We start from the raw sequence: 22283 nt of genomic DNA on the forward strand, positions 1-22283 counted from the left end.
AAAATGCCAACTTTTTGACTCTTTTTAGGTAAATATCTTTCGTAAGTCTGAATTCTTAGGCTGTTCTTTTTAAGGGAAAGGGATCATTTGATTAAGATACGTAATGGCGATCGCCCCTTTGTGGGAGGAAAACCTATAGATCCGAATTGCTCTTAGTGAGGGATCAAGAAGAATTTATTTCTAAAGCTCGGTGAGATATGAGGAAACAGGATAAAGAATATTAGCTTTTCCTATTCTAAGTTTTGATATTTATGGATAGTACTGAGTACATCACTATGGGAGGAAAATGGACTTGGACTGTCAGTAATTGACAATCTCCCTATGCCAGTCATCGGAAATGGTTGATATGATGAATCCTTGGCCTAATTTTTCCATTAGCCATTATTTCTCGTTTCCCCATATTTTCCTGAAATAAAGATCAGATGCAAACTCCTAGTCCTATCCTTACCCTCGGCGTCAATATCGACCACGTTGCGACGATTCGCCAAGCTCGCCGCACTGTCGAACCGGATCCAGTTACTGCTGCTGCTTTAGCGGAATTGGGTGGTGCTAATGGGATTACGGTGCATTTGCGAGAGGATCGTCGCCATATTCAAGACAGAGATGTCAAAATTTTGCGACAGACGGTACAGACTCATCTCAATCTCGAAATGGCTCCCACTGACGAAATGGTGGCGATCGCCCTCGATATCAAACCAGACTATGTCACCCTCGTCCCAGAGAAGCGGGAAGAAGTGACTACTGAAGGTGGCATCGATATCGTCAATAATTTTGAGCGGTTTAAACAGGTAGTCGAAACGCTACAGGAAGCGGATATTCCGGTGAGTTGGTTTATCGATTCGGAAGTCGAGCAAATTGAAGCGGCGGCTAAAACGAACGCAAAATTTATTGAACTCCACACCGGACAATATGCAGAGGTCTCTAGCGAAGAGGAACTTCAGAATGAACTGGACATCCTCTGCCAAGGCACGAAAGAGGCGATCACCCTTGGATTACGTGTCAATGCGGGTCATGGTCTCACCTACCGCAATGTCTTCCCGGTGGCCTGCATCGAAGGGATGGAAGAACTTAACATTGGGCACACCATTATTAGCCGTGCCGTTCTGGTCGGATTAGAGCGTGCTGTCCGCGAAATGAAGCTTGCCATGAGGGGTCAGTTGTAGGGTATCTTTACTGAGATAAAAACCTTTCAAAACACTTTTATATCAACGATTATGACCACCTATCATTACGCTGTCGCGAGCCAAAAGTTTTTATTTGAAGATGAGCCGTTTCCTGAAGTAATCAAAGAGCGTAAACGTCACTACGCGGATAAAGGATTGGAGAAAGATTTTTGGGTAGTAAAAGACCCTGCATTTATCGATGCGCCCAGCCAAAAAGCAGTAAAAGAGGCAACACCTCAACCCTGTGCGGCAGTCATTTCCACCAATAAAAAATTCATTACTTGGCTCAAACTCCGCTTGGAATATATCTATGTGGGTGAATTTGAAGGACCTTCTGATGAGATTCCAGAACCCCTAAAATCTTTGTCTGGGGAAGTGATGTAGTAGGGACAATGTTCCCTAAAATAATGCTGTGGTTTGTTGTTATTGCTTAAGGAGATGAGCAATGGGTAAGTTCTGGAATATTGGGCGATCGCCTTGGCTATCGATGGCATTGGGTGGATTATCGGCGCTGTCTATGGCTCCTGTTGCCTTTGCCCAAACTGAAAACCTACCGACTTGCACCGGGCCCAATGCCGATGAATTTTTGGTCTTGGTTTTTACGCCCTCAGAACCACTTCAAGAAGAAGTACGTCTCCAAGTCGGACGCACTCTTTCTCAGAATCATGATCTCTTGGTTTGTCAGCATGGTGGCAATGTCCTCAGTCGAATTGGAAATTTCGAGTCCCAAGCAAAAGCAACTGAATGGGCTGAATATTTCGATGGTGCAGTCGGTTTACCTCTGATGGTGATTACCCCTGTGACTTCAGCCACAAATGCAACAGCTCAAGCGCCAGAAATTCCAACGCTTTCCGAAGCAGCAGCAACGCCTCCTGATGTCATTGTCCCTACGGAAACAGCGATCCCTTCGGACACATTCCGACAGCAAATTAACCCCTCTCGTAATATTCCGATTGGTACACTCAGTGCCGAAGTAGCAGAAGTCCCAGAAATCGTTGATCCTTTTGAACCCAAAGCTTTAAATGGCAGTGGTTATGGTGTGCTGGTAGACTATGGCACAAATCCGGCGATCGCCACTGATCTCAAAACGTTACTCAGTAATGATGTGGCTCTCGTTAGCCATGCCACTCGCGGTTATCTCCTTGCCGAGCAAACAGCTGATGAAGACCGTCTCGTAGAGTTACTAAATTTACTCAGTCAAAATAATTTTGCGGCGATCGCCGTTCCCGTCGAGCAAATTATCATCCTCAAGCCAAACCTCATTCCCTAATTTATCGAGCAGCTACTTTTCCATCAAAACAATTAAGAGACTATGACCACAATCCAAGTAAAGGTTCCAGCAACAACCGCGAATATCGGTGCAGGCTTTGATTGCCTCGGAGCAGCCCTAACTCTGCATAATGAATTTCGGTTTACACCAACAGAAGCTGATGCACCATTTTTTAGCTTGGATGTTGTCGGTGAGGCGGTTGAAGCAAAAAAACTCGATGCCGATCCCGACAATTTGCTCTATGTTGCCTTTGCGTACCTCTACGAAAAAATTGGTCAGCCAGTCCCCAATATTCACATCGACATTGATCTAAAAGTGCCTTTATCGCGGGGGTTAGGTAGTTCAGCCACCGCGATTGTTGGTGGCATAGTAGGCGCGAATATTTTGGCGGGTTCTCCCTTGAGCCAAGATAAGGTTATGCAATTAGCGATCGAGCTGGAGGGACATCCCGATAATGTGGTTCCCGCTCTCCTCGGAGGCTGTCAACTTTCAGTGAATCATCAGCAAAGCTGGGTAATTTGTCCTTGGGCATGGCATGAAGCCGTGATCCCAGTGGTTACAATCCCTGATTTTGAGCTTTCGACCGAAGAATCCCGTCTCGTATTACCGCAGCAGTATGCCCGCGCTCAGGCGATTTTTAATGCATCTCGTCTAGGCTTATTGCCTCATGGTTTAGCACAAAATAATGCAGAATATTTAAAGGCATCCCTTGATGATCAGATTCATCAGCCTTATCGAAAAAATTTGATTGTGGGTTATGACCAAGTCCAAATGGCAGCGGTTGAAGCGGGAGCCTTCGGGATGGTGATTAGCGGTGCAGGGCCAACATTATTAGCTTTAGCAAGTCCCGAGAATGCCGAGAATGTTGCGGCGACAATGCAGGATACATGGTCAAAGTTCAAAGTGAATGCTCAAGCAAAAGTTTTGGCGATCGCCCCTGAGGGAACGACAGTTACAACTCTTTAAATATTACTAACGAACAATAATAGATTGGCATTCGCCTAGTAATTCTTTTAATTAAAATCAGCGCCGCTGAGAAATCTCTGTGTCTTTTGCCAAAGCGTTTGGACAGACTCTTTTAATTGCGTTTTACGATCCCAACGTTCAAATTCAGTTTCATAGTTCTCGCCACTAGTTTGCCAGAGCCGCCAACTTTTCAAACTAAAAAACAAACCCCAAATGAGCAAAATGTAGAGTGACCAAGAAGGTTGCCCAGAGTCAAGGGTGTTTAATCCCAAGAGAAAAGAATTAACAATCCCGAAACGAATCGTTTTATTTTTAAGAATGTGACGACGATATAGATTAAAGTCTTGCTTTTTGCGACTGACAATTTTTTGACTACGCCATGTTTCTTCTGCCACAACCAAATCAGTTTGAGGAATGCCCAAATCAGCAGCAATCTCCTCTAACTGAGTGCGGGTTAACTCGCTTTCTTCCTCGCGGCGGGCGATCGCCAACTGTAAAATTTCCTGGATATCTTCGACCTGATAGGTTTCCGGTGTAGGTGTAGCTGTCATGCGACTGATGGCAACGAAAGGGTTATTCCCCCATTATGCCTACTAAAGTTCAGAATTCGCCTCTGCTATTGGGGCAATTTCTCCATATTCTGACAAGCGGGCGATCGCCTCATCCGGTTCAGCATAAATCAGCTGCAACAATTCACTTGGTTCCATCCCCAACAATCGCGAATAAAAACCCACTTCACCCATAATTCGCGCTTCCCCTTGCCGCAAATACATTGATAAACAGTGGTGAGCTTGGGTTTCAACACTCCGATTTGTCCGAAAAAAAGCCAACGCATGGAGCAATCGATCTTCGTAAGGAGCCAGTTGATTTAAGGCCAAGGGTTCAGGTTTCTTCACAAAATCAGATGGCAATCACCACCATAAAACACACTTTACAAAATAAGCTTTTCGGCAAAACCCCATCTTAAATTATGGATCGAAAAACGCCTCTTTCTTAAATATTCATGAACCTATTTTTTGTAACAAAAAATACAAGAATACATAGTCCAGAAGGATAATTAGGCAACCAAAAATAAACTTAAAACAACATAAACAAGACCTATACGTAAGCAAGGTGTATTACACTGCCAAAAATTGTGGCAGATAATACATTTTCTCGCCGATATTTCCTTGTTTTAATTGATCTTCACCAATTTCTAGACCCTGCTCCCCACACAGAATTGATTCCCCTGATCAAACTAGTCAGACCTGATATGCTGAGAGCTAGACCTTTTTATAAGATGGCTTTTTAGCAAACCTATGCATCTTAGTGAAATTACCCACCCCAACCAACTCCACGGTTTATCTATTCGCCAGTTGGAAGAAATAGCCAATCAAATTCGCGAAAAACATTTACAAACGATCGCCGCAAGTGGTGGTCACCTTGGCCCGGGACTTGGCGTCGTCGAACTAACAATCGCCCTGTACCAAACTCTCGATCTGGATCACGACAAAGTTGTCTGGGATGTCGGGCACCAAGCATATCCCCACAAACTCCTCACTGGACGCTATAACGACTTCCATACTCTCCGCCAAAAAGACGGTGTTGCAGGCTACCTCAAGCGCACAGAAAATCAATTTGATCACTTTGGTGCTGGCCACGCTTCAACCAGTATTTCAGCGGCATTGGGCATGGCATTAGCGCGGGATGCCCAAGGAGAAGACTATAAATCTGTTGCAGTAATTGGTGATGGTGCTTTAACTGGCGGTATGGCCTTAGAAGCCATCAACCACGCTGGACACTTGCCCGACACCAATTTGATGGTGGTGCTTAACGATAATGAAATGTCGATTTCACCAAATGTTGGTGCCATTTCCCGTTACCTCAATAAGGTACGCCTGAGCGATCCGGTGCAATTTTTAACGGATAACCTCGAAGAACAGGTTAAACATCTACCTTTTCTTGGTGAATCTATCACACCAGAAATGGAACGCTTCAAAGAAGGCATGAAGCGTCTCGCAGTCTCTAAAGTCGGTGCTGTCATCGAAGAGCTTGGCTTTACATATTTTGGCCCTGTTGATGGTCACAATATTGAGGAGCTCATCCGTACATTTAAACAAGCTCACAAGGCGAAAGGCCCTACCCTTGTTCATGTTGCAACAGTGAAGGGCAAAGGGTATGCGATCGCCGAAAAAGACCAAGTAGGCTACCATGCCCAAAAGCCTTTTGATCTCGCCACAGGGAAGGCTTACCCTTCGAAAAAGCCGACTCCACCAAGCTACTCAAAAGTTTTTGCCCATACTTTAACGACCCTTGCCGCAAATAATCCAAAAATCATCGGGATTACCGCTGCAATGGCAACAGGTACTGGCCTCGATAAGCTCCAGAAGAAACTACCAAAGCAATATATTGATGTTGGTATCGCGGAGCAACATGCAGTAACCCTTGCAGCAGGCATGGCTTGTGACGGAATTAGTCCAGTCGTCGCAATTTATTCGACCTTTTTGCAGCGAGCTTACGACCAAATTATTCATGATGTTTGCATTCAGAAATTGCCAGTCTTTTTCTGTTTAGACCGCGCAGGTATTGTTGGTGCGGATGGCCCAACACACCAAGGCATGTACGATATTTCTTACCTCCGCCTCATCCCTAATATCGTCGTGATGGCACCAAAAGACGAAGCTGAGCTTCAACAGATGCTCGTCACTGGTATCGAATACAACAAAGGGGCGATCGCCATGCGTTATCCCCGAGGTAGTGGCATTGGTGTACCACTCATGGAAGATGGCTGGGAAGCACTCCCAATCGGCAAAGGTGAAATTCTCCGTAACGGTGATGACATCCTCTTAATCGGTTACGGTGCCATGGTGAACCCAACATTACAAGTTGCTGAAATCTTAGGAGAGCACGGCATCTCTGCAACGGTGATCAATGCCCGTTTTGTGAAACCTCTAGATACTGAGCTAATCGCGCCCCTCGCAAAGCAACTTGGCAAAGTCGCAACCTTTGAAGAAGGAAGTCTAATGGGTGGCTTTGGTTCCGCAGTGTGTGAAGCTCTCCAAGAGCATGATATTCAGGTTCCCGTGAAGCGATTTGGGATTAAAGATGTCCTTGTCGATCACGCAACTCCGGCAGAATCCAAGATTGCCCACGGTTTAACACCAGCACAAATGGCTCAATCTATCCGCGAGAAGTTTTTCGCGAAAAATACAGTTACAGTCAATGCCTAATTTATTCGCCCAATATTTATTAGCTCAATAAATCCACCCATAAATCGGGCAAATCATTGGGAGTGTTCATAAGAGCACTCTCTTTTTATTAGTGCTGGAAAAATAAAAATATGGGCGATCGCCCTAACTCTTACACATGGTTCTTTGATCAACACAAAGACATCACAGTACAGATTCAAAAGCCACGCCAGAGCAGCATGCCTTCCCAACAGTCAGATTAAATCTTGTCTACTCCGAGGGAATGAAGCAAAAGAAGATAATGGTCGAGATTCACTCTGAACGTATTGGGGGATGAAATAGTCCTTAATAGATTCAAAGCCATTTTCCGAGGTGAAGGGCCGATCTACTGAATTCTTAAATAACGTGAGTTCGGGATAAGGAAATGAGGTTCTAATCAAGCTGAAGAGAGGGTTTCTTAGGCTGATGACAGTAGGCAATTAGACCGCAAAGCAAGTTGACACAAAAGTTGGCAGGACTGCGGTGGCGGGAATGTTCAATCTGAGAAATTTTCTTCAGTTGGTCAATGACTGTCTCAATTAAAGCTCGCTTACGAGCCAAAACTTTGTCACGCCAAAGCATCAGGTGATTCTTCATATTGCGACGAGGCTTAGCTAGAAGCCTCACATCATATTCTTCTTGTAAATACTGTGCCAGAGGTTGAGAGACGTAACCTTTATCGGCAAAGACTTTTCCCGATAACCCTTTCAAAAGCTCCACTACCGGCTTTCTATCATTGGTGTTGCCAGGCGTGATTTTAACATTGAGTAATTCGCCATGGTCATTGATAATCAGATGTAGTTTGAAACCAAAGAACCAACCCACAGAGGTTTTACCTCGAGCGGCATGACCATCAAAAACGCGATGTGGAGAGATGCGGCGATTGTGACAAACCTTGATACTGGTGGCATCAATGAAACTAATACCTGTGCATTGTGCTGTAGGTAGACACATAGAGGTACTAACGTCGAAGGCATCCACTCCACAAAACGTTGGTCACTCACGGCTCTGGGAAAAGCTCCTCGCCAGTGATGACGCACATTGATGAGATAGAAATACTTGAAATTACGATAGTGAGATTGATGAAATGCAATCAATATCGTCATTATCTCGCTGAGACTAAGGCTTCTGGGGCGACGTCGCCGCCGTTGTTTCGAGGCCAGTAATTGTTGTTGCCATTGAGGTTCAAAGACTTGGCAGAAATCATCAATGGAACAAAACAAAGGTTCTAGACTGGTCATGGGAGAAAGTGGTGGATTGCTTATTAACTTCCACAATATGCACTTTTTCCTTTTTCTTCCTTATCCCGAACTCACGTTTTTTTAGATAAGTCTGATGTAGGAGTAGTCACAACCTGTCATGACCAGTTATCCTAGAGCTACTTATAAGTCCGTAATAAGTCTATTTGGTAGAGCGTCATCGAGGGCTAATCCCTGTAACGTAGAGCCCATAACGAGATTTGAACTCGTGACCTCTCCCTTACCAAGGGTCTACGGCAAATAGTTAATCAATCTATTAACCGTTTCAACAATCTACCAACTCGAATGTGAGTCAGAAATGCGGGTGAATTTTATTCACTTTTCTTCGTATTCTTAAGATGGCAGATTCACTATTTACCGTAGGTGTGGTTAACGTTTATAAGAGAGTTTCAAGAGAGTAATGTTAAACGCCAATTGCGCAGTAGCTCAATACTTCCATTCACTCTAAATTTCGCAAACAGTGCCATGCTCAAGTCCACCATGTGTTTTGATTTAGAGACGACCTTCGTCCTGCGATGAAACCGAGCAAACCAATGGCGATTGTCTGAGTTGTTTCTCTCAATTGCTATTGTCTCTTTCTTGCTAATGACATGAAAAGCATCTGGGTGATTCTCTAATAGCTGTTGATAGGGTTTCCAATTATCGGTGCAATAGACAGTGATTTGCCATTGCGAGAACCGCTCTAGTAAATGACCTAAAGTTCGACTATCACGACTTCCCAATTCCCAGTCAATGAGTCGCCCAGTATTACGGTCATATGCTTTCCAGACCCAAAGTTTGTTTTTTTCTCTTGGATAAAATGCCATAGCTCATCTAGCTCCACCACGACAGCAGACTCAGGAGTGGGCTTTTCATAATTGGCTTCACCGAAATCTCTTACCCAATTGAGCACTGATTGAGCTGATACACCGAGAATCTTGGCTGTCGCATTCATTGACATACCACTCATATACATCAATACAGCTTCTAATTTCATCCAGAGAGGCTTGCCCCGCTCTTTAGAAAAGCTTGTAAATTGATAATTGCACTGCTTACACTTAAATCGTTGACGATTTTTAGCGAATCCACTTTTGATGATGTCTTGAGCATTACATTGGGGACAGTGAATTGTCATAGCGAGACTTCCAAGGAAACGACTCACTCCATAAAGACAAGTTACCGAATACGGTGGCGTAGCGGAAAGAATAACCCATCATTATCAGTTATAGATTTCCAGAAGGCACAAGAAATTGCTTTTGCCATAAATAGAGATATTGGTGCAGGTATCTACCATAGTCGTGATTACTACGACCCTCGGAAAGCAGTAGAGAAAGCAGTAGAGAAAGCAGCTCTTGATGAGCGATATAAGTACCTTTGACCTCTTGCAAAAGGGGTGAGAGTAGGGAAAAAAGAGGCAAGTAACAGAGCCATAGCGATAAAAAGGCCAACTTACGAACAGCTCCAACATTTATCTCCAGAACAATTCAGGAGAGCCTGTGGAGTTAAACTTCAGACTTTCAATCGTCTGGTAGAGGTCCTAGCAGAAGCTAAAGCAAAGCAAAAACCCGGTCGTCCCAGTGTTTTATCCCTGGAAAATCAGTTACTCCTCACCTTGGAATATCTGAGGGAATATCGCACTTATTTTCCTATCGCTCAATCATGGGGCATTCATGAATCAACAGTTTGTCGCATGGTGCAAAAAACAGAGAATACACTCATCAAAGAAACCGATTGCCACTTACCCGGCATGAAACAGCTCCATGGTTCAGAAGAGTTATCTCTAACAGTAGTGGTGATGGATGCCACAGAACAGGTGATTGAAAAGCCCCAAAAAACAACGTCTTTACTACTCAGGAAAAAGAAGCATCATTCCCTTAAAGCTCAAATAGTTATTGCTTGGCAGTGGGCACAGATTATCTGTTGTGACTGTGAGAAAGGTAGCATCCATGACTTCAAACTACTCAAAAAGAGTAGAGTCCATTTTCGACAGGGACAACTCTGCCTTGCCGATGCCGGATATCAAGGCATACACAAGCGGCATCAGCGGAGTCTCACTCCTCACAAGAAGCCTAGAGGAGGAGAGTTTACTGCGAGCAGAAACAGGAGAATCAGCTCTTAGCAGCTCAAAGAATCATCATTGAGATGGTATTCAGAATGCTCAAAAGATTTCGTATATTATCCAGTCGATATCGTAACCGCCGTCGGAGATGGGGATTAAGACTTAATCTCATTGCTGGTCTTTACAATTTTGAATTGCTATAACCTTTTGCAAGAGGTCAAAAGACATCGGCGTGGGTATGTAAATTAATTTGTGTAAGCGGTCAAAATCAACAAATGGTTAAGGAGACCGTGACCCATGAAAAAACAGAATCAAACCAGTAGAGCCGATGAACTGATTGATGAATTACTGCCAGATTGTCCCGACTCGGAATCAATTCTGGGAGAATCAGGCTTACTACAGCACTTGAATCAGAGATTAATTGAAAGAGCCTTGCAAGGGGAATTGAGTCATCATCTGAATCAAGTCAAAGAAGCGGGTAAGCAGAATAGTAGAAACGGCTATTCCAAGAAAACAATCAAATCAACCCAAGGGGAAATGGATATCAGCATCCCAAGGGATAGGAAAAGTGAATTTGAGCCGCTGTTAGTGCCCAAAGGTCAAAGGCGTATTCAAGGGCTAGAAGAGAAGATACTGGCTTTGTACAGTCGAGGTATGAGTACCAGAGATATTCAGGCACAAATGCAAGAACTGTATGGGGTGGAGATTTCAGCTGGGCTAGTGAGTGAAGTGACCTCGGCAGTGATGGAGGAAATCAAAGCATGGCAGCATCGTCCTCTGGAGGAGATATATCCAATCCTGTGGCTGGATGGCATGAGAATAAAAATCAGAGAGGAAGGACGGGATACGAATCAGACTCTCTATCTAGCACTGGGAGTGAAGCAGTCCGGTCACAAGGAGGTCTTAGGAATGTGGCTATCCTCGGGAGGAGAGGGGGCAAAATTTTGGTTATCAGTGCTGAATGAAATCCACCATCGGGGAGTCGAACATATCTGCATAGCTTGTGTGGATGGGTTGAAGGGATTTCCCGCTGCCATTGAAGCGGTGTTCCCAAAAACGAGAGTGCAATTATGTATCGTTCATCTGATACGAAATAGCCTGAAATTCGTTTCTTGGAAAGACCGTAAGTCCGTGGTGTCAGACCTCAAGCCTATTTACCAGGCCGCCACAGTTTCCGAGGCAGAATCCGCCTTAACTGCTTTTGCGGAGCGTTGGGACGGTATCTACCCCACTATTTCCCAAATATGGCTGAATCATTGGGAAAACATCATTCCATTATTTGATTATCCAGCTCCCATCCGTCGCATCATTTACACCACCAATGCCATTGAGGCGGTCAATCGCTCTTTGGGCAAGGTGTGAAAAACCAAGGGCATGTTCCCCCATGCAGATGCTGCCCTGAAATTGCTGTATTTAGCCCTGAAGCATTTGATGAAGGGATGGACGATACCAATACCCCATTGGAAAAGAGCTTTGAGCTATTTTGCCATTGATAATCCAGAGTATTTTCTTCACTAATTTTCTTGGCTTACACAAAATTCTTGACACTCCCGAGCCTTCCACAATAAAAGGTGCAAACAGTTTGCCTCGACTCCATGCGGCAATCCTCTTAACTCTTCCGCGACGGCTTCCTGACTTGAGGTCATAAACTCTTTCCTCTTCAGGGCCATAGCCATAGTCATACTGACCGTCTCTCTCATCCATTCCCGACTCATCACAGTAGATGATTTGTTCGGGTTTTAATCTTGCTAGTTCTTGCCTCAATGCTTCCCGCTTCTGTTCATCCCTTTCCTGATACCCATAGGCCTTTTTTGCGAGTAAAACCTATCTTCTTCAACATTCTCGATATGGTGCGACGACTCACATCACCCGGCCACAACTCTGCCATTTCTGCCTGGGTTTTATCTGGATGCTGTTGTACAAAGCTTTTGAATGCTTCCCAGTCTGCGATTTTGTGACCATAGCCTTTCTGATAACCTGTTTTAGAGCTGTAGTTCCCTGTTTCTTTTAGACGTTGTATCCAGAGATAAAGACTACTGAGGCTGATATTAAACATGTCACAAACTTCTTGTTTGGGAATACCTCGTTCCACAGCAGCAAGAGCTTTCCGGCGTAGGTCATCACTATAAGCGGCAGGCATTTTTTCTTTAGATAACAACTTTTATTCTAATTCTGAAACCATCCGACCAGCGCTATAGATACATACTTCTCTCCTTATTCTAAAACTATCCTGCTATACCTATAGCAGCGAAGGAGAAGGTTAGGACATAGAACAGAAGGCTATTCTGATGGCATCGAACAAATCCTCAGTCTTCTTGATGAGCTTACTTACCTCCTTCTTTAACCTCCCCCAAAACTTCTCTATCTTGTTCAGGTGTGGTGAGTAGGGTGGCAAAAATATCACTTCACATCCTGCCTTCGCCACCAATGTTTGTATTCTTTCCTTTGGATGAACACTGGCATTATCCAGAATAATAATTTGACCCGGAATCAACTCTGGCACTAAGCAATCCTCTACCCATTGGCAAACTAAGGCGCTGTTGGCATAGCCCTCAAATACCATCGGTGCTATCTGCTCTCCCTCTCGCCATCCTCCAATCACGCTAACTCGTTCTGTACGATGACCTAACTTCTCTGCGATAAACCTCTCTGACTTATGGCAGTAGCCATACCCATAATCTAAGGTATTATCAAATCCACTTTCATCGATATATACGAGTCGTTCTTGGCCATACTGCTTCAGTTGTGCCACAAATGCTTTTTCTAATTCTTTATCTCTCTCTTGATATCGATAGGTCTTTTTTTTCGAGTAAATTCAATTTTCCGTAGAGCTTCACGTCTGGATGCATCACTAATAGACTCTGGCCATTTCTCCGCCATTTCCTTCTGGGTTAGATGCCCATATTCCTCTGCAAAAGCACGAAAAGCATCTAGATCATTAATCTTCGGTTGAGGGCCTCGACGGTAATCTGTCTTCGGAGCGACTGAACCGATTTTCTCTCGTCGTTTCAGCCACAGGTCTAGCGTATTTCGGCTAATACCAAAGAAGCGACAGATATCACTTTTTCGTTCACCTTTATCGAAGGCGGCAACAGCTTTTAGGCGTAAATCAAGACTATGGGGAGCAGGCATGGCATCTATGTTTATTGCTTCTATCCTATTCTGTCTTAACCCACTCCTTGCCTGCTATAAAACAGCGAAAAACATAGGAGGCCGTCGTTATCAACTCAAAGCAAGTAAGTCTAACTAACGTGAGTTCGGGATAAGGAAGAAAAAGGAGAAAGTGCATATTGTGGAAGTTGATAAACAGCCCACCATCTTCTCCCATGACCAGTCTAGAATCTTTGTTCTGCTCTGTTGATGATTTCTGCCAAGTCTTTGAACCTCAATGGCAACAGCAACAGATGGCTTCAAAACAAAAACGGCGGCGGCGCCCCAGAAGTCTGAGCTTGAGTGAGATAATGACTATACTGATTGCCTTTCATCAATCCCACTATCGTAATTTCAAGCATTTCTATCTCATTAATGTGCGTCACCATTGGCGTAGAGCTTTTCCCACAGCAGTGAGTTACCAACGTTTTGTGGAGTGGATGCCTTCAGTGTTAGTTCCTCTGTGCATTTATCTACAGCACTGTTATGGTCAATGCACTGGTATTAGTTTCATTGATGCCACCAGTATCAAGGTTTGCCATAATCGCCGTATCTCTCAACATCGGGTATTTAGATGTCACGCTACTCAAGGTAAAACATCTGTTGGTTGGTGGTAATCAATGACCGTGGCGAGTTACTCCAAGTGAAAGTCACCCCCGGCAACACTGATGACCGCAAGCCAGTGCTGGAACTATTGCAGAATTTATTTGGCGAGAGTTTCAAGTAAGTAATGCTATAACAAAATGGAGTGAGTCGTTTCCTAGAAATTCTCGCTATGACAATTCACTGTCCCCAATGTAATGCTCAAGACATCATCAAAAGTGGATTCGCTAAAAATCGTCAACGATTTAATAAGTGTAAGCAGTGCAATTATCAATTTACAAGCTTTTCTAAAGAGCGGGGCAAGCCTCTCTGGATGAAATTAGAAGCTGTATTGATGTATATGAGTGGTATGTCCATGAATGCGACAGCCAAGATTCTCGGTGTATCAGCTCAATCAGTGCTCAATTGGGTAAGAGATTTCGGTGAAGCCAATTATGAAAAGCCCACTCCTGAGTCTGCTGTCGTGGTGGAGCTAGATGAGCTATGGCATTTTATCCAAGAGAAAAAAACAAACTTTGGGTCTGGAAAGCATATGACCGTAATACTGGGCGACTCATTGACTGGGAATTGGGAAGTCGTGATAGTCGAACTTTAGGTCATTTACTAGAGCGGTTCTCGCAATGGCAAATCACTGTCTATTGCACCGATAATTGGAAACCCTATCAACAGCTATTAGAGAATCACCCAGATGCTTTTCATGTCATTAGCAAGAAAGAGACAATAGCAATTGAGAGAAACAACTCAGACAATCGCCATTGGTTTGCTCGGTTTCATCGCAGGACGAAGGTCGTCTCTAAATCAAAACACATGGTGGACTTGAGCATGGCACTGTTTGCGAAATTTAGAGTGAATGGAAGTATTGAGCTACTGCGCAATTGGCGTTTAACATTACTCTCTTGAAACTCTCTATTTGGCAAGGTTTTTGCAGATAAAGGCTATATCTCTCAACCTCTGGCACAGCATTTACAAGAAGGGCATGATGTGACGTTGATGGCTAAGCCTCGGCGCAATATGAAGAATCACTTGATGCTTTGGCATGACAAAATCCTTGCCCGTAAGCGAGCTTTAATTGAGACGGTCATTGACCAGCTGAAGAATATTTCTCAGATTGAGCACCCTAGACATCGTAGTCCAGCGAACTTCTGTGTTAACTTGCTTTGCGGGCTCATTGCCTACTGCCATCAGCCGAAAAAATCTTCTCTCCAACTCAATTAGAGTCTCATTTCCTTATCCAGAACTCACGTTTATTAGAGCGGTAAACAACCCAATCAGGGAAGAGCATCCAGACAGCAGAAGATTTTTGAAGGATGTAGGAAATTGGCTGGACATAAAAATTGAGTCAGCAACAAACCCCAAGTATCCCAATCATTCATGTGTAGAGGTATGGGAGGGACGAAAGTACATGTCTGGAATCAACGGAGCACCTTGCACACAAGAGCTAAAGAAAATGGCACGCCAGCACTGGGAAAATGCCAACAACTTTGACTATTTGGTTTTGGGGTTTACCTCAGAAGAACATAGTCGCTTCAAGCGATTCAAGCTACTTGAAAGAGATAACATTCTACCCGTACTTATCGATGCGAACCTCAGCAAGCATAATTGCTTTGAAATCATTGCAGATGTGGGACTAAGGCTACCAGAGATGTATTTTTTGGGGTATCCGAATGCCAACTGCATTGGTTGTGTTAAAGCGACTAGCCCGACCTACTGGAATCATGTCAGAGAAGTCCATCCCAAAGTATTTAATGCCAGAGCTACCCAGTCTCGACAAATAGGCGCAAAACTCGTAAGAGTCAAAGGACAGCGATTATTCCTTGATGAGCTTGACCCAGATGCCAAAGGAAGACCCATGAAGGGATTAAATTTTGAATGTGGCATTTTTTGCGAGGAAAAGCAGCTTATCGTTTGACTACCTCTCATGGGTAGACTGCTTGACTTAACAAATACCTTAATTAACGTGAGTTCTGGATAAGGAAAGAAAAGAAGAAAGCTCATATCGTGGCAGTTGAAACCAATCCACAGCTTTCTCCTATGCTTAGTTTAGACGCTTTATTTTGTGACGTTGACGATTTCTGCCCAGTCTTTGAACCTCAGTGGCATCAAGAATTACTTAGCTCTTGCAAAAGGTATCGTCACCGTTCTAGAAGCCTAAGCTTGAGTGAGGTGATGACGATACTGATTGCATTTCATCAATCTCACTATCGTAATTTCAAGCATTTCTATCTCCTGATGGTGCGACACTATTGGCAAAAAGCCTTTCCCAAAGCAGTGAGTTATCAACGCTTTGTGGCATGGATGCCCTCCAGCTTAGTGCCTCTATGTGCCTATTTATGTGACTGTTATGGAGATTGCACAGGCATTAGTTTCATTGATGCCACCAGTATCAAAGTTTGTCACAATCGCCGTATTGCCCAACATCGAGTCTTTAACGGTCATGCCGCTAGAGGTAAAACCTCTGTTGGATGGTTCTTTGGCTTCAAACTCCATCTGGTCATTAATGACCGAGGAGAATTACTTCATGTACAAATCACTCCTGGCAATATTGATGACAGAAAGCCTGTCGTTGAACTGTTACGGAATTTATTCGGCAAAGTTTTTGGAGATAAGGGCTATGTGTCCCAAGCTCTGGCACAACATCTCAAAGAAGAACATGATGTGATGTTAATTGCTAAGCCTCGCCGCAATATGGAGAATCACTTGATGCTCTGGCAAGATACATTCATCGCTCGTAAACGAGCTTTGATTGAAACCGTGATTGACCAACTGAAGAACATTTCTCAGATTGAGCACTCTAGACATCGTAGTCCAGCGAACTTCTGTGTCAATTTGCTGTGTGGCTTGATTGCCTATTGTCATCAGCCTAAGAAACCTTCTCTCCAACTCAATTAGAGTCTCATTTCCTTATCCAGAACTCACGTTAATTACTTAACCTAAAAGGGACTAGTCATCCACTTTAATTCAGTGCTAATCTGAAACCACCCGTGAGTCAGATTCGAGTCAGATTGTAGAGCGTCATCGAGGGCTAATCTTGGTAACGTAGAGCCCATAACGAGATTTGAACTCGTGACCTCTCCCTTACCAAGGATTAGGACAGCTTTAAGTTAACTGGTTAACTCATTTAGCCCTTGCTGTTTCCGCCTACTCTTCGCCCAAAATTCGCCCGGTGGGTTGCTTGCTCCATTTCATCAAGAGCAACCATGAAAATAAGAATAGGGCGTATATCGATTCATAGCCAAAAAACAAGTTCAGGGGAGACCTACCAGCTTAGATGGTCGATTAACAGAAAGCAGTACAAGCTAACTATTAACGAAGAGTCTATCGCTCGACAGATTGCGCTAAATATCTCAAGAGACTTGAATGCTGGCATCTATAACCCCGTTGCCTGTTACGACCCAAAGAAAGCAGTCGAAAAAGCTCGTTTAGATGAGCGATACAAGTCGTTAGTTTTCCTCTGGTTTGAATGGAAAAAGCTTGACCACGAGTATAGTGCCGCTTCTCTGCGTGTCCACAAAAGAATTGAGACGGTTTTGTCTACTATTCATCATGAGCACCTGAACCTAGGTAACGCACATGGGTTTCTTGAGGCGTATCGGATGCTGGGATATTCAGACGGAACCGTTAAGCGCGATTTAAACGACATTGTTGCTTGCGTCAATTATTGGTGCAAATTAGGGAAAGTTGCTCATAATCCTTACCCTGCTATCAAGAGTCAGTTAACTCCCAAAAAACATAACAACAAGGGTCGCTTTACGGCTAACGAGCGCGCCATAATAATTCAAAGTTTAGGTGTTAACGCTTATCGTGACTTGGTGCAATTCCTGTTTATGACAGGGCTTAGACCTGAAGAAGCTATCCCTCTAACTTGGGGTGATATCAACTTCAAAAAAGGGTTGATGCAAATCAACAAAACCTACTCAAAAGGCGACCTGAGGCACAATACCAAGCAAGGGAAGAAAGGAAAAATTGTTCATCGCGCCTACCGATTAGACAAGTCACAAACAGATTTCCTTTTACGGCCTAGCTGGGAAGAATCCGCCCTAAATGAAATCGATAACGCCCTTGTTTTCCCGTCACCCAAGGGCACTTACATCAATTGGGGTAATTTCAATAAAAGAATCTGGAAACCATTACTAACAGATTTAGTGGCTCTCAATAAAATCAGAAAGTACCTTAAGCCCTACTGCATGAGACATACAGCTATCACCAACATGATTAAACGGGGTGACAGAATAAACGTTATTGCTGCACAAGTTGGAACGTCTATCGAGATGATTACTAAGACTTACCTGATTAGCAACGACTGGTGGATTGATGATGACACGGGATTAGACCTCAGCTCTTACAGTGACTACATTTCGGAATATTCCAAGTAATTAATTGCCCTGCACGAATCTAATCTTAAAATGAAAAATTCCCAATTCTTTGCCCTCGTTGTGTCGGTTTTTCTAGGGACAGCACTTAGAGCTGTGGCTTTAGAGTGTCTGCGAACAAATCAAGCACTCATCAGGGATGCGCTAATTGAATTAGTTCAGGAAATCGGATGCCCTATCTCACTGACGCTAACTAACTAAGGTTAGGTAAACGGTGAACGTACCTCTCTTCCAACCTTGCAAAGACCTGAAATTGATATCAATGGAGCAATGTCAAGCTTGCGAAGCACCGTAGGCTTGAGCTTTACTTTGTGAGATTGATAACGATGATGAGTTAAAAGGTTGGGAAGCGGATAAGCTCTCACCTAACTTGCTGCAATATTTTACGCTCACTCAGCAACCCATAAAGGTCAAGCCGCAAGCGGTTCTACGAAACCTTTACTGAACGCTTCATTTACTCCATTAATATCTTGCCAAGTTAGGGAGTAGGAACGTTCCCAATTATCAGCACTTAAGGAACAGTTGACAGCTTCGGTTCTTGGTCAATTTAGATTTAGATTACCTTTATCAGGAAATAGCTTATGTCTTAGAAATAGAAAATGCAGAGACTTTAATTGTGGTACATCAATCGTTGAGTTGTCACTGTATCAAAGAATTGATATAATGAGACCCATATAGTACGCACACTTATATCAAGGCAAAAAGTCCGTCTGCCAATTATTTATGATGTCAACCATTGCACTCATTTTAGGATTTATGTGATGTTTCCAGTGCAATGGTTGACCCATGTTTGTGAATTGAATAAATACATAGACCAATAAGCCACGGCAAGTTTATATCTATCATTTCCTGATGCTTTATCTGCGTTGGGGAGATCCTTCTTCTATCTGTTGATTGACATTTAGATTTGTTTAAGATGCCTTTCATTAAAGGACTCTTAAGTGGATTTATTGGTAGTTATATACTCCGTTGATTTTTTTTGATAGGAGCAGGACAAGGAAAATGATTGAGAATAAACCTGCCTCCTATGAAATCAAGAAACTGGATGAAATCATTCTTAGAGTTTTGCAATCCAAAGAACTCTACGGTCTTGAAATTATTGAAGTTGTCAACCAAGCCAGCTTCGGACATAGAAAAATCAACTTTGGTTCACTCTATCCAAAGCTCAGACAGCTTGAACGAAAAGGTCTTATCGAAGGACGAACCAAACTCGGAGCAACTGGAAAAGGAGAAAAGCAGAAACGATACTACTGTCTTACTGCTTTTGGACAAAAAGTCCTCAATGAGTGTATCGAGTTCGAACGTAGATTATCTGCTTCAACAGGAATTAGAGCCGCGTCAATCTGATACTCTTGTCACAAGGTTTATGGCTATTCCAACAGCTCATATTCTGGAAGTCAGCAACGAAAAAGCGATAGAGATTTCCGAAGGATTCCGTGAGCGAGAGCAGCACTTAATCGAGAATGAAGGCTATAGTCGCTTATTCGTTAACCTAATTCTTTTCGGCAATCTAGGTGTTTATATCTTATTAAGCTTTCTACTTCCCATGATGGATAGGTTTGCAGACTTATACAGCAAAATAAAAAAGTAACTTTCACCAAAAAAACAACATAAAGAATCTAAAAAGTGAACTGTAGCGTGAATATTTCATTATCTCTACAGCGCGAGTAATTAATGACAAATATATTCCTAAAAAAGTATTAGATAAAAAAATGGCTACCAATACAACCACCAAACTGAAATAGAATGGTGGCTACATTTGCAATGTGTCAAAGCCGTTTATCAGGTGCTAGTGAAGTTTCAAGTCCTCTAGCACTGAATGGTGGCTACAACAGATGAGCAATACGTAGAATCCAGTAAAGACCAGATAAAAACGCAGAAATAAACTGCATCAATCGCACGTATTTTTGTTGCTTGAAGTCTTTCATTTTGGACTCCTCTATTCATCAAGACCTTAAAGGGTGGACTTGGTTGTACAAACAATATTATAGAGAGGAACTATTGATGGCTAAACGCTTTGAAATCGTGTATTTTAACTACTTCTTACTACTTCTATGATTTTTTCTATAGTGCTAGAAGCCAGGCAATAAGCGGATAGATAGAGCTAGTTAAAATAGTAGTTTGGAGGTGAGAGTGAGTAGTTTTTTGTGTTGATAGAGACCGAATGAAAAAAATAGCGTATGTTCCAGTCATATCAAAAATTCTCTTTCCTAGGTAGAGTGAGATAGTTAATCAAAGTGTTAATCGGTTAACAGTCTGGTTAACCCAAGCGACTCAGGTGAGAAAATATGCTTGGTATTCCTTCATATACCAGTTCCCCTTAAACTTAAACGCCCTAACTCTTTGAGCATTAATAGCACGTCGAACCGAAGTCTTAGAAATATGCTTACGTTTGCAGTAATCACCTAAACGCTCGAAGGACTTACCATCTTCGGGAATATTGGTGAACTTAACCCATAGATTTATTTTGCCGCCGACATTACTCATTTCCTTATCTGATAAGGCTGTGGAATTTCAGTAAGCTATGTAGCGCTGCTAATATCCGCTGGCGCAATTATCACGACAAGAATCGACACCTTAAGAAGGCTGAAATGATAACGATGCTCATGCAACCCGTGTAACCCTCCTACGGCATGGCCTTAGACAACCTAGGGCTATGTTTGTGCAACCTGCTGGGCTGAGGGGTCTGCGCTCTCTAGGCTTTCGGGTGCTTCATTGTCGATATCCTGCTCAGATAAATCATTCTCTAATTCAGTTATGCCTTGACTCGTGACTGCCTCTAGGTCTTGATTAATGGCTTGAATACCCGTAGCGATATCAGTTGCCACGCTTGGGATAGTTGCTACAAACAGATTCTCTTCATCACCTACTGTGGTATCCCCTACCCCGGCGGGGGCTTCTGCTGAGGTAACTAGTTCCTCTACATAGCCAGACAAGTCACCGTAACCCCTGTCTATTCCGTAAGCTAATGGCTGTAATTCGTATGAATTGCGCCCTACCAAGCTTTGCCCCTTGAGGCTATTCATCAACAGAGATAACTTTGCGTTACTGATATCGATAAGCAACCCATTCAGATAATGCTGTTCTTTTAGCCCTGTAAGTAGATTAGTCGAGCTAGAAATTATGCTGCTGCTGTCCAACCATTCTTTATCATCTCTACCTGAATTGTTAATCAACAAATCACTATACTTGCTTCCCTCGTCTACAACATCAAAAGCAGTTGATACAGCAGTAGCAATAGAAGGAATGTAGTCACCGCTATTAAACGATAATTGCTGAGCGTTGAATGTGGATACGGCAAGGGTCAAAGAGCTTATTCCCAAGTGCTTTTCCTGATTAGCTTCAGCCGCTGATAGGGCATCAAGCACTTCATCGGTTCTATCCTTCTCATCCAGCAGTTCGCCGATATCTTCGGTTAACTCTTCAAGTTTGAATGGCGGTTCCGAAATTACGGATACCCCTTCACCGAAATTCTGTTTCCCTTTTGTGCAAAAACCGTTGTAGCAAACTTCGTACGGAACAGAAATAGTCCCATCAGGTTCAAGGAATGGCAGTCCAAAAGTGAACTCTACCCCCTGAGCTGTCTGAGGGTCGCCATTCTCATCTTCGTAATTGATATCAGTCGTATCTACAAGTGGGTTGTTATCTGCTGGAAGCGCTGTGGAGATGTCGCCGCAATCATCTGGAGACCCATCAGTCGTATCGACAGAAAATTCTACGATTTCCGCTGTGTAGTACTCACCTTGATAAAAAATGCCGTCCTCTTGAAAAAGGAACTGACGAGAAGCCCCGTTGTTCCAGTAAAGCCAAGTTTTCTCAACCCCGCCTTCGGTCGTCGAGCCGTAAGAAATCGCCCCAACTAAAGGAGCAGTTGTGATTAGTCCAGAGTCAGAACCCGAAATTATCTGCCCCCCCGAATCTGTTGCGTAGAATCGGTAACTAACGTTGTAAGGCTTTTCGCACTGTCCCCCCGTAAAAGGCTTATCAAAAACAGCAGGTAAAGGAGTGTCGGGACTAACTCCGCAAGCCAATTGATTCCAATGCCTGAAAAGCTGCTCTTGAACCTCAGCGGGGGCTTCGGCAACAGTGCCCGTTAATAGCTCCGAGGCGTTGGCTGCATACCAGACAGAGAAGTCTGAGACGTTACAATATGCGCCGCCTATTCTTTCTTTAACCGCATCAAAAAAACTAGCCATCTTGTTGTTTTATAAACCACTAAAAAATAACAACTATCAATAAAGCAATAGCTAATCCAGTA

The 22283-nt window shown here is 43.4% G+C and carries 20 protein-coding genes and 5 pseudogenes; 16 read left to right on the forward strand and 9 right to left on the reverse strand.

The annotated features are described in order from the left end of the window. Positions 1-422: 422 nt before the first annotated feature. The 4 genes from LEPTO7376_RS22565 (at position 423) to thrB (ending at position 3399) form a co-directional block, all read left to right on the forward strand. Positions 423-1163 carry a pyridoxine 5'-phosphate synthase gene (locus LEPTO7376_RS22565; protein ID WP_015136319.1) on the forward strand — a complete coding sequence of 247 codons (741 nt, stop codon included), beginning with the start codon at positions 423-425 and terminating at the stop codon, positions 1161-1163. Positions 1164-1214: 51 nt separating this feature from the next. Then, complete coding sequence (locus LEPTO7376_RS22570) at positions 1215-1547, forward strand: MgPME-cyclase complex family protein (protein ID WP_015136320.1); 333 nt, start codon at positions 1215-1217, stop codon at positions 1545-1547. A gap of 61 nt (positions 1548-1608) precedes the next feature. Continuing rightward, a complete protein-coding gene (locus tag LEPTO7376_RS22575) occupies positions 1609-2433 on the forward strand; it encodes a hypothetical protein (protein WP_015136321.1) in 825 nt (274 codons plus the stop codon). 42 nt (positions 2434-2475) lie between these two features. After that, positions 2476-3399 carry a homoserine kinase gene (gene thrB, locus LEPTO7376_RS22580; protein ID WP_015136322.1) on the forward strand — a complete coding sequence of 308 codons (924 nt, stop codon included), beginning with the start codon at positions 2476-2478 and terminating at the stop codon, positions 3397-3399. Positions 3400-3446: 47 nt separating this feature from the next. Here thrB and LEPTO7376_RS22585 read toward each other — a convergent pair whose 3' ends face one another. Then, positions 3447-3950, reverse strand: a complete 504-nt coding sequence (locus tag LEPTO7376_RS22585; RefSeq protein ID WP_015136323.1) for a 2TM domain-containing protein — start codon at positions 3948-3950, stop codon at positions 3447-3449. Between the two features lie 42 nt (positions 3951-3992). Further along, on the reverse strand, positions 3993-4295 hold the full coding sequence (locus tag LEPTO7376_RS22590) for a hypothetical protein (protein ID WP_015136324.1): 303 nt from the start codon (positions 4293-4295) through the stop codon (positions 3993-3995). 402 nt (positions 4296-4697) lie between these two features. Between LEPTO7376_RS22590 and dxs the strand changes: the two genes are divergently transcribed. After that, positions 4698-6608: a 1-deoxy-D-xylulose-5-phosphate synthase gene (gene dxs, locus LEPTO7376_RS22595; RefSeq protein ID WP_015136325.1), complete on the forward strand. Its 1911-nt coding sequence runs from the start codon at positions 4698-4700 to the stop codon at positions 6606-6608. Between the two features lie 390 nt (positions 6609-6998). Here the strand turns inward: dxs and LEPTO7376_RS22600 are convergent. Together LEPTO7376_RS22600 and LEPTO7376_RS26095 are read right to left on the reverse strand one after the other, a co-directional pair. Beyond that, positions 6999-7846, reverse strand: a pseudogene (locus LEPTO7376_RS22600) (IS982 family transposase). A 407-nt stretch (positions 7847-8253) separates the two neighbouring features. After that, positions 8254-8978, reverse strand: a protein-coding gene (locus tag LEPTO7376_RS26095; protein ID WP_398338393.1) for an IS1 family transposase whose coding sequence is annotated in 2 segments (ribosomal slippage) — positions 8254-8652 and positions 8655-8978 — 723 coding nt in all. Because the reading frame shifts where the segments join, the coding sequence is not laid out codon by codon here. A gap of 258 nt (positions 8979-9236) precedes the next feature. Between LEPTO7376_RS26095 and LEPTO7376_RS22610 the strand changes: the two genes are divergently transcribed. The 3 genes and pseudogenes from LEPTO7376_RS22610 (at position 9237) to LEPTO7376_RS22615 (ending at position 11420) form a co-directional block, all read left to right on the forward strand. Further along, entirely contained in the window at positions 9237-9962 is a 726-nt protein-coding gene (locus LEPTO7376_RS22610) for an IS5/IS1182 family transposase (RefSeq protein WP_015136326.1), read from the forward strand. A gap of 23 nt (positions 9963-9985) precedes the next feature. Continuing rightward, complete coding sequence (locus tag LEPTO7376_RS28795) at positions 9986-10105, forward strand: hypothetical protein (RefSeq protein WP_315861547.1); 120 nt, start codon at positions 9986-9988, stop codon at positions 10103-10105. 94 nt (positions 10106-10199) lie between these two features. Continuing rightward, positions 10200-11420: pseudogene (locus tag LEPTO7376_RS22615) on the forward strand (IS256 family transposase). Here the strand turns inward: LEPTO7376_RS22615 and LEPTO7376_RS26745 are convergent. The 3 genes and pseudogenes from LEPTO7376_RS26745 to LEPTO7376_RS29360 all read right to left on the reverse strand — a co-directional run bounded on the left by LEPTO7376_RS26745 (position 11316) and on the right by LEPTO7376_RS29360 (position 13034). Further along, positions 11316-11666 carry a hypothetical protein gene (locus LEPTO7376_RS26745; RefSeq protein WP_162471212.1) on the reverse strand — a complete coding sequence of 117 codons (351 nt, stop codon included), beginning with the start codon at positions 11664-11666 and terminating at the stop codon, positions 11316-11318. The pseudogene LEPTO7376_RS22615 and the gene LEPTO7376_RS26745 overlap by 105 nt on opposite strands. Positions 11667-11682: 16 nt before the next feature. Next, a complete protein-coding gene (locus tag LEPTO7376_RS22625; RefSeq protein ID WP_041764463.1) occupies positions 11683-12042 on the reverse strand; it encodes an IS630 transposase-related protein in 360 nt (119 codons plus the stop codon). Between the two features lie 120 nt (positions 12043-12162). Further along, positions 12163-13034 (reverse strand): annotated as a pseudogene (locus LEPTO7376_RS29360) (IS630 family transposase). 194 nt (positions 13035-13228) lie between these two features. On the opposite strand from LEPTO7376_RS29360, the pseudogene LEPTO7376_RS29365 reads away from it, so the two are divergent. The 8 genes and pseudogenes from LEPTO7376_RS29365 to LEPTO7376_RS22670 all read left to right on the forward strand — a co-directional run. Beyond that, positions 13229-13773, forward strand: a pseudogene (locus LEPTO7376_RS29365) (transposase); the annotation flags it as partial. Between the two features lie 54 nt (positions 13774-13827). Beyond that, a protein-coding gene (locus LEPTO7376_RS26100) for an IS1 family transposase (protein WP_315861548.1) occupies positions 13828-14555 on the forward strand; the annotation gives its coding sequence in 2 pieces (ribosomal slippage) (positions 13828-14155 and positions 14155-14555; 729 coding nt in all). A 6-nt stretch (positions 14556-14561) separates the two neighbouring features. Next, a pseudogene (locus tag LEPTO7376_RS25430) lies at positions 14562-14870 on the forward strand (transposase); the annotation flags it as partial. Positions 14871-15057: 187 nt separating this feature from the next. Then, the gene (locus LEPTO7376_RS22650; RefSeq protein ID WP_216700268.1) at positions 15058-15564 is read left to right on the forward strand and encodes a hypothetical protein; all 507 of its coding nucleotides are present in this window, start codon (positions 15058-15060) and stop codon (positions 15562-15564) included. A gap of 122 nt (positions 15565-15686) precedes the next feature. Further along, positions 15687-16544: an IS982 family transposase gene (locus tag LEPTO7376_RS22655; protein WP_015136329.1), complete on the forward strand. Its 858-nt coding sequence runs from the start codon at positions 15687-15689 to the stop codon at positions 16542-16544. A 464-nt stretch (positions 16545-17008) separates the two neighbouring features. Continuing rightward, positions 17009-18028 (forward strand): site-specific integrase, encoded by a 1020-nt coding sequence (locus LEPTO7376_RS22660; RefSeq protein WP_216700269.1) that lies wholly within the window; start codon positions 17009-17011, stop codon positions 18026-18028. A gap of 999 nt (positions 18029-19027) precedes the next feature. Beyond that, positions 19028-19372, forward strand: coding sequence for a PadR family transcriptional regulator (locus LEPTO7376_RS22665; RefSeq protein WP_015136332.1), 345 nt, complete (start codon positions 19028-19030; stop codon positions 19370-19372). A 19-nt stretch (positions 19373-19391) separates the two neighbouring features. Further along, the gene (locus LEPTO7376_RS22670; RefSeq protein WP_015136333.1) at positions 19392-19616 is read left to right on the forward strand and encodes a hypothetical protein; all 225 of its coding nucleotides are present in this window, start codon (positions 19392-19394) and stop codon (positions 19614-19616) included. A 683-nt stretch (positions 19617-20299) separates the two neighbouring features. Here the strand turns inward: LEPTO7376_RS22670 and LEPTO7376_RS22675 are convergent. Together LEPTO7376_RS22675 and LEPTO7376_RS22680 are read right to left on the reverse strand one after the other, a co-directional pair. Continuing rightward, positions 20300-20512 (reverse strand): hypothetical protein, encoded by a 213-nt coding sequence (locus tag LEPTO7376_RS22675; RefSeq protein ID WP_015136334.1) that lies wholly within the window; start codon positions 20510-20512, stop codon positions 20300-20302. Between the two features lie 167 nt (positions 20513-20679). Next, on the reverse strand, positions 20680-22221 hold the full coding sequence (locus tag LEPTO7376_RS22680; protein ID WP_015136335.1) for a hypothetical protein: 1542 nt from the start codon (positions 22219-22221) through the stop codon (positions 20680-20682). Positions 22222-22283: the final 62 nt, after the last annotated feature.

The sequence above is a fragment of the [Leptolyngbya] sp. PCC 7376 genome, assembly GCF_000316605.1.
GTDB lineage: Bacteria > Cyanobacteriota > Cyanobacteriia > Cyanobacteriales > MRBY01 > MRBY01.

Excerpts from the sequence above, each read along its gene's own strand:
- LEPTO7376_RS22565 (WP_015136319.1), top strand. The coding sequence starts at position 423 with ATGCAAACTCCTAGTCCTATCCTTACCCTCGGCGTCAATATCGACCAC.
- LEPTO7376_RS22570 (WP_015136320.1), top strand. The coding sequence starts at position 1,215 with ATGACCACCTATCATTACGCTGTCGCGAGCCAAAAGTTTTTATTTGAA.
- LEPTO7376_RS22575 (WP_015136321.1), top strand. The coding sequence starts at position 1,609 with ATGGGTAAGTTCTGGAATATTGGGCGATCGCCTTGGCTATCGATGGCA.
- thrB (WP_015136322.1), top strand. The coding sequence starts at position 2,476 with ATGACCACAATCCAAGTAAAGGTTCCAGCAACAACCGCGAATATCGGT.
- LEPTO7376_RS22585 (WP_015136323.1), bottom strand. The coding sequence starts at position 3,950 with ATGACAGCTACACCTACACCGGAAACCTATCAGGTCGAAGATATCCAG.
- dxs (WP_015136325.1), top strand. The coding sequence starts at position 4,698 with ATGCATCTTAGTGAAATTACCCACCCCAACCAACTCCACGGTTTATCT.
- LEPTO7376_RS28795 (WP_315861547.1), top strand. The coding sequence starts at position 9,986 with ATGGTATTCAGAATGCTCAAAAGATTTCGTATATTATCCAGTCGATAT.
- LEPTO7376_RS22625 (WP_041764463.1), bottom strand. The coding sequence starts at position 12,042 with ATGCCTGCCGCTTATAGTGATGACCTACGCCGGAAAGCTCTTGCTGCT.
- LEPTO7376_RS22650 (WP_216700268.1), top strand. The coding sequence starts at position 15,058 with ATGTCTGGAATCAACGGAGCACCTTGCACACAAGAGCTAAAGAAAATG.
- LEPTO7376_RS22655 (WP_015136329.1), top strand. The coding sequence starts at position 15,687 with ATGCTTAGTTTAGACGCTTTATTTTGTGACGTTGACGATTTCTGCCCA.
- LEPTO7376_RS22665 (WP_015136332.1), top strand. The coding sequence starts at position 19,028 with ATGATTGAGAATAAACCTGCCTCCTATGAAATCAAGAAACTGGATGAA.
- LEPTO7376_RS22670 (WP_015136333.1), top strand. The coding sequence starts at position 19,392 with ATGGCTATTCCAACAGCTCATATTCTGGAAGTCAGCAACGAAAAAGCG.
- LEPTO7376_RS22675 (WP_015136334.1), bottom strand. The coding sequence starts at position 20,512 with ATGAGTAATGTCGGCGGCAAAATAAATCTATGGGTTAAGTTCACCAAT.
- LEPTO7376_RS22680 (WP_015136335.1), bottom strand. The coding sequence starts at position 22,221 with ATGGCTAGTTTTTTTGATGCGGTTAAAGAAAGAATAGGCGGCGCATAT.